Annotated in this window: 6 protein-coding genes; 3 read left to right on the forward strand and 3 right to left on the reverse strand. The window is 61.1% G+C overall.

The window, feature by feature from the left end; genetic code table 11:
* Positions 1-149: helix-turn-helix domain-containing protein (locus HUK84_RS07825; protein WP_176639788.1), on the reverse strand; the 149-nt coding region annotated here is incomplete at its 3' end.
* A 133-nt stretch (positions 150-282) separates the two neighbouring features.
* Between HUK84_RS07825 and HUK84_RS07830 the strand changes: the two genes are divergently transcribed.
* Positions 283-999, forward strand: a complete 717-nt coding sequence (locus HUK84_RS07830) for an SDR family oxidoreductase (RefSeq protein WP_176639789.1) — start codon at positions 283-285, stop codon at positions 997-999.
* Here the strand turns inward: HUK84_RS07830 and HUK84_RS07835 are convergent.
* The gene (locus tag HUK84_RS07835) at positions 963-1,982 is read right to left on the reverse strand and encodes a lysophospholipid acyltransferase family protein (protein WP_317135258.1); all 1,020 of its coding nucleotides are present in this window, start codon (positions 1,980-1,982) and stop codon (positions 963-965) included. The two genes, HUK84_RS07830 and HUK84_RS07835, sit on opposite strands and share 37 nt — an antisense overlap.
* 484 nt (positions 1,983-2,466) lie before the next feature.
* On the opposite strand from HUK84_RS07835, the gene HUK84_RS07840 reads away from it, so the two are divergent.
* On the forward strand, positions 2,467-3,237 hold the full coding sequence (locus HUK84_RS07840) for a DUF3313 domain-containing protein (RefSeq protein WP_246285521.1): 771 nt from the start codon (positions 2,467-2,469) through the stop codon (positions 3,235-3,237).
* Between the two features lie 38 nt (positions 3,238-3,275).
* Here HUK84_RS07840 and HUK84_RS07845 read toward each other — a convergent pair whose 3' ends face one another.
* On the reverse strand, positions 3,276-5,522 hold the full coding sequence (locus tag HUK84_RS07845; RefSeq protein WP_176639791.1) for a methyl-accepting chemotaxis protein: 2,247 nt from the start codon (positions 5,520-5,522) through the stop codon (positions 3,276-3,278).
* Positions 5,523-6,093: 571 nt separating this feature from the next.
* Between HUK84_RS07845 and HUK84_RS07850 the strand changes: the two genes are divergently transcribed.
* On the forward strand, positions 6,094-7,223 hold a 1,130-nt coding region (locus HUK84_RS07850), incomplete at its 3' end, for an MFS transporter (protein WP_176639792.1).

Raw genomic sequence — 7,223 nt, forward strand, 5'->3', positions numbered from 1 at the left:
AACGGATCGCCTGTCGCGGAGCGCAGCCGTGCGAGCGTGCGGCTCATGGCGGAAGAGCTGAGGCCCAGGCGGCGTGCGGCACCGGTCACGCTGCCCTCGGCCAGGAGGGCGTCGAGTGCGGGAAGCAGGTTCAGATCGATCTCGCCCATGGCTGGATACTCGCCGGTTCAATCCTTCGGACATGGCGTCTGATGCAATCATAATGTGCATCCTGTGCGTCTGGCGCCGCCCGTGCGGGGGAAACATAGTCGCTGCGGACATCATCAGGCGAGAGCTGTTCCCATGACCCCCACCACATTTCATGACGCGCCGGGCTCGGTTCTGCTTATCGGCGCGTCGCGCGGCCTTGGCCATGCCATGGCGGCCGAGTTCCTGAAGAAGGGATGGACCGTCGTCGGGACGGTACGCGGCATGGGCCGGACCCTGCTGCACGACCTGGCGGATGCCCATGGCGACCGCGTCGAGATCGCGCAACTCGACATGACCGAGCCGGATCAGATCATGGCGCTGCGGCACCGCCTTGCCGGACGCCGCTTCGATATCCTGTTCGTCAATGCGGGCACTGCCAATGCCGACCCGCGAGAGACCATCGGGGAGACGTCGACGGAGGAGTTCGTCCGCGTGATGGTCACCAATGCGTTGAGTCCGATGCGTGTGGTCGAGGGATTGCAGGATCTCGTCTCGCCGGCCGGCACGATCGGCGTCATGTCGTCGGGACAGGGGAGCATCGCCAACAACACCCATGGCGGACGCGAGGTCTATCGCGGGAGCAAGGCGGCGCTCAATCAGTATATGCGCAGCTATGCGGCCCGCCATGCGGGCGAGCCGCGCGCCCTGGTGCTGGTGGCGCCGGGGTGGATTCGCACGGAGCTGGGCGGGCCCGACGCGCCGCTCGGCCTGGAGGAGACCGTTCCGAAGATCGTGGACATGGTCCTCGCGCAGCGAGGCAGGCCCGGTCTGCGTTATCTGGACCGCGAGGGGCGTGCCGTTCCGTGGTGAACGGCGCCGTGGTGTCCTTGATCGGCTGGGGCACCTTTCGGCCATCTCCGATGGAACCAAAGCCAGGCGGACGGCCGGCTGCTGATCCAGCCTTCGAGATGGCGGTTGATCGCCGACATGATGGAGACTTCGTCTTCCTTCTGGTTGCCCGACAAGGCGATCCTGAGCGCAGGTTCGCAAACAAGACGAAAACGCGCAGGGGCGATGCGCACAATGCTTACTGGAACGATGTTTCTTTCAAAGCGTAATGCGAGATGGGCGATCGCCGGCGCGGTCCATGCCGGGCTTCCAAAAAAGGGGATCTTTATCCCGTCGTTCATTTTCTGGTCGACCAGAAATCCGACCGTACCGCCGGCGGACAGATGCGCGATGATCGCTCTGGCCCCCTGACGTCCCTTGGGAAACATTTTGGTTCCGGAACCGGCGCGTTCCCTGATGCCCTGAATCAACCTGTCGATAACGGGATTGCTGGTCCTGCGGTACACGCCGCCCACGGGCAGGCCAAGTGCGCCGGCGATGGGGAGGATCATTTCCCAATTTCCCAGATGCGCCGAAAAGAAGAGCGGTGGATTTCCCCCTTGCCATGCCTGTGCGATACATTCTTCCCCGACGATCTCCCAGCCGGGACCGTCCTGGGTACGGCCAAGATTCGGCAGGTGCGGGAATTCGGCGACGACACGACCCAGATTGTCCCACGCGTCACGCATGAGTGCGTCGCGAGACGATTCTGCCATTTCCGGAAATGCGATTCTGAGATTATCCAGCGCTATACGGGAAACGGAAAGCACAGGACCGACGGTCCGTGCGAGCATCGCGCCGAGATCGGAACACCGCGCGGGCCCGAGATATTGGAGCGCGCGGATGGTGCCGCTCAACACCAGGCCTTGCACGCCATGCAACAACCGAATACGGCCGGCCTGGCGGTTTCCGGAGCGCGGCGGGTATTCAGGACGCTGCAATGCTCTCGATATGTGGGCGCTCACGACGGACGTCTCTCCGCTGGAATTCGCTGAAGCCGGGTGTTGTCCGCGGCGATATTGCCTGGCTCCCCCTGCCGTTTGATGTCGTCTTCCTTTCCGTGCGGCGAGATTGTGTATCGCTTGACACAAACACGACGCAGTCTGACATCGTTTGAGAGCGATCTCCTGGTAGCATGGCGCCATGACGGACATGAGCCCTCTACCCCTTCGTGAACGATGGCGGCGATATTTTCTCTTTCTGCCGACTCCGTTGTGCGAACGCCGCAGGTACAAGACCGGCGTTCCGGAGCGCTGAGCCGCCGGATATCGTCAAATCTTCTTATTGAAACAAGAGCTTGTCTCGGATGCCCGCTTGCCGGGCGTGGACGGCTGCCGGGTGTCCGTCTTGTGGTTCGGCCGGTCCCGATGGCCGTTTTCGGGTAGACGCCGCAATGATCGAACGGCGGCCTCCAAGTCGCAACCTATTCGGAGACGAACTGTGTTTATCATGAAAAACAAATATCGAGGATATAGAGATTTATGCCGTTATACATTGATCGTGCTCGGTGCTTTCGGCGGGAGCGCGATGCTTGTCGGATGCACGGATGACCCCAGAAAATATCAAAACCTGCAATCGTCCCATCAATTGTCCTTGCAGAAAAGCAGCGAGTTCAAATGGCAATATTTGGATCCGGACGCTGATTTTTCAAAATACAAATCGGCGATGATCGATCCGGTCGAGATTTACCGCGGTTCGGACGCACAGTTCGGCAGCACGTCGAAGAATGACCGCGTCTATATGGCAAACTATATAGATAAGACCTTCCCGAAGGAGATCGGTAAAAAATACACGCTTGTCCATTCGGCTGATTCGCGCACTCTTCGCTTTCATGTCACGTTAACGGGGGTGAAGAAAAGTATTCCCGTTTTGTCGACGATTTCGCATATATCAAGTGTCGGTCTGGTTACAAATGCGGGGATGCAGGCTGCTGGGGGGAACGGGACTGCCTATGGTGCGGTCTATTATGCCGTCGAGGTGTATGATGCCCAAACGTCGCGCCTTCTTTACGCTCAGGTGACGGTACAAACACCGGACGCCTTGGACCCGACGGTTAGTTTCGGTTATCTGGACGCCGCGCGCGAGGGCGTGCGCATCGGTGCGCATCATCTTGTGCAGAAACTGGAGAAACTGTCCAAGCAGGAACATACGACCGTCGTCGAGAAAACGGGCGATATCGGCGAGGCCAAGGGGGCGCGGCGTGGCCAGGGAGGGGCGTGACGGGGCGATCCGCCCCCGACGATCGCCCGTGTCTCCGCTTAGCGGCCTGTTGATCTCGGGCGGTCCTGGATCAGTTTTGCCAGATCGATGATTTCGCCCTGTCGCATTCGAATGGAGGCGCCTTCGCGCGCCGGCAATTTGAAGTGTGTGATCAGTTCCATCAGCTTTTGCGTCTCGCCTGTCAGGCTTCGCGATGACGAACGTGAATTGTCGGCTATGGACGCGTTTTTCTGAGTGGTCTGATCCATGACATTCACGGCGGTGGTGACCTCCCTGAGGCTGGAGGATTGTTCGCGCGCGCTGTGAACGATCGTGTCCAGTTTCTCCTCCATTGTCGCGACGAGGCCGGAAATATCCTGCAGCGCGCGCTCGGTGTCCCGCACGCATGTCGCGCCGGCATGAATGTCCTCGACCGTCTTGTTCACCAGGCGGCTGATGCCCTTGGCGGCCTCGGCGCTGCGCTGGGCAAGGCTGCGGACCTCGCTGGCCACGACGGCGAAGCCTTTTCCCGCATTGCCCGCGCTGGCGGCCTCGATACTGGCATTGAGGGCCAGGATATTGGTCTGGAACGCGATGTCTTCGATCATTTCCACGATGGCGACGACTTCGGCGGAGCTTGTCTCGATGCGCTGCATGGCCTCGCGGGTCTTGCCCATGATTTCCGAAGACGCTTCGGCGGAGCGGCAGGCTTTCATGCCGATGGCCCGGGTATGGGTGATGATGTCCTCGGAATGAGAGACGTTCCGGGAAATCTGGTTTATCGCGGAGGTTGTTTCTTCAAGGGCGGCGGCCTGCTGCTCCGTCCGCCTGGCGAGTTCCTCCGCACCGCCGGAGACGGCCTGGCTGCCTTTCCCGATGATGCCGACCGCGTCGGAAATACTCCCGATGGCCAAAGCGAGCTGCTGGATCGACTGGTTGAAATTGTCGCGCAGGGGCTCGAACTCCTGGGGCAGCGGATCATGGATACGGACCGAGAGATCGCCGCCGGCCAGGGCGTCCAGTCCGGTGCCGATCGTTTTGATGACCCGGTTGCCGTCCTTGAGCCTCTGTTCGTCTTCCTGGTGGCGCTTGGCCTGCATCAGTTCGTTCTGGTGGCGCGCCTGGCGGGATTCGGCGTCGGCCTGCTGTGCCTTGAGAAGGGATTCGCGAAAGCTCTCGAGCCCGCACGCCATGGCGCCGATTTCGTCCGATCGCCGCGCCCCATATACCGTCACGTCATATTGGCCGTGTTCCAGTTCCGCGACGGAGCGCAGGAGGTTGCGCAAGGGGGTGCTGAGCAACCTGTCGAACGTGACCCACATCAGCACGATGGACAGGATAATCAGTGTCACGCCCGGAACGACAAGGGAAAAGACGGTATTCCATACGGGCTTGGTGACGGCATCGGACGGCACGTCGACGACGAGGGTCCAATATATGCCGAAATCGTCAATTCTGATCGGCACGACAATGCGGTCCGCCGCGCCGCCGTCGAATCCCCGCATGATGGTCAGCTTGTGCTGGGCCATGGCGTTTTGCATGGCCGGGACAGCATCGTCATGTTTCATCGTCAGGGATGGGTCGGGATTGACGATCCAGACGCCCTGATCCGAGAGAAGGGAAACGGTCGAGCCCTGGGTGACGTGAACGCTTTTCAGGAGCGGGGCCAGCCAGCCGAGCGGGATGTCCGCCCCGATGACGGCGATCCTCTTGCCGTCGAACGTGATGGGGTAGGTGGGCGATACCATCGGAACCCCCGAATCCGCATCGATATACGGTTCGAGACCCTCCAGATTTCCGGTCTTTATAATATTGTAAAATACATTGCTGTAATGCAGCGGCGGGGTGGTGATCGAGACCTTGCCGTCGGGGCCACGGACGGCGTAGGGGAAGAATGTGTCGTGGCGATCCGCGACCGGGCCGCCGGGAAAATGCGAGGCTTCGCCGTCGTGGGGGGCTTCCTTGACGTCCATGCCGTAAATATTGGGGAAGAGACGCATGGTTTCGGACAGATTGTCGATGACGAACTGTCTGGTCAGCACGCCGGACCGATGGGCGGATTCGATGGTGCCCCGCAGACTGCGCACGACGGTGTTCTGCGCGGCGAGCGCCTGTACGATCTGCTGCGCCAGGATCTGGCTTTTTGAAATGGCCTGGGAATAGATGGTCTTTTCGACCTGCGCTTTCATCAGCCTGGCGGACAGGGCGACGGCAACGATCTGGATGACGACAAAGGACAGCCCGCATATCATGATGATCTTCGTCGACAGGGAGCGACGGGATGGCGCATTTGACGATGCCGTCATGACAATAATCCTTCGACGTAATGGAAAGATGCCATTTCGTTGATGTTCGTGGAAAATATCGGGCGTCCTGGTCGTTGTACGCAGGAACGGATCTTCTCGGCCCACATGTCAGGTCAGGCTCTTGGGAATTTCGCCAGAATTTACCGTTAGTTAAGGTTGCGATTCAGTCATATCGGCCGCGGAAGGTCAACGAATTTTTCACGATTGCGACTGTGGGATATTATGGAAAATAAAATATAGTTTAATTTTATAGTCTGAAATCTTGAGCCGTCCATTTTCCGATTATTGTAACAATCTATATATAGGGCGAACCGGTGGCGCGAGGCCGTTCGATATGCTTTGCCTGTGATTTTGCTTCATAGATATTGTGGCGGGTCGATGGATTATCGAGGGCTCGGACATGGCCTAGCTTCGGGGCCGGATTGCCTTGCGTGCGGCATCGCGTTGGCGCCTGAATATCAAGATTGCTCCATGGAGGTCGTGAACGCGCATGGGCCCGCCTGGAATTGAAGCGGTCTGGGATTGAAGCGGTCTGGGATCGAGCTGGTGTGGAAGTGGGGAGAATAGTGTGATGAACGGATCGGTTTCCCGTGGTTCCGCGGCCGAGGCGGGGGCGGGTTTCAACTGGCCGCTGCTGGCGCTTGCCGTCGGCGCCTTTGGTATCGGTACCACGGAATTCACGCCGATGGGCCTGCTGCCGGTGATCGCCCAGGGGATGGACGTGTCCATTCCATCGGCCGGGCTGCTGGTCAGCGCCTATGCGGTCGGCGTCATGGTCGGTGCGCCGTTCATGACGCTTGCCTTCAGCCGTTTCGGCAAGCGCACAGCGCTGATGCTGCTGATGGGGATCTTCACCATCGGCAACCTCCTCTCGGCGCTGGCCCCGGATTATTACACGCTGCTGGCGTCGCGGCTGGTCACCAGCCTCAACCACGGGGCCTTCTTCGGCCTGGGCGCGATCGTCGCGGCGAGCGTGGTGCCGCAGGAGAAGCAGGCCAGCGCCGTGGCCACCATGTTCATGGGGCTGACCATCGCGAATATCGGCGGCGTTCCGGCGGCGACCTGGGTCGGCCAGCAGGTGGGCTGGCGCGCGGCCTTCGCCGGGACGGCAGGGTTGGGCCTTCTCGCCATCGTCTCGCTGTGGCTGGCGCTGCCCCGCGGGGAAGCAGGCACATTGCCGGATGTCCGGCGCGAGCTTGGCGTACTGGTCCGTCCGGCGGTGCTGCTGGCTATGGCGACCACGGTGATGGGCGCCGGCGCGATGTTTACGCTCTATACCTATGTCGCCCCGGTTTTGGCCGATCTTGCGGGGGCGTCGCGGACGTTCGTGACGATCGCCCTGGTGCTGATCGGTGTCGGCTTCACCATCGGCAACGGCTTGGGCGGCCGGCTTGCCGACTGGTCGCTCGACGGGGCGACTAAGATCTTCCTGGCGGCGCTGGCCGCGATCATGCTGGGGCTGCCGCTGGTGCTGACCAGCCATGCCGGTGCGGCGGCCGGCCTGCTGGTCTGGGGGGCGGCGACGTTCGCCATCGTGCCGCCGGTGCAGATGCGGGTGATGCAGGCGGCGTCCGAGGCGCCCGGCCTGGCCTCGTCGATCAATGTCGGCGCCTTCAACCTGGGCAACGCGCTTGGTGCCGCGGTCGGGGGTGCGGTGATCCGCCTCGATTTGGGCTATGCGGCCGTTCCGGTCGCCGGCGG

This window comes from Nguyenibacter vanlangensis, assembly GCF_013376155.1.
Taxonomy (GTDB): domain Bacteria; phylum Pseudomonadota; class Alphaproteobacteria; order Acetobacterales; family Acetobacteraceae; genus Gluconacetobacter; species Gluconacetobacter vanlangensis.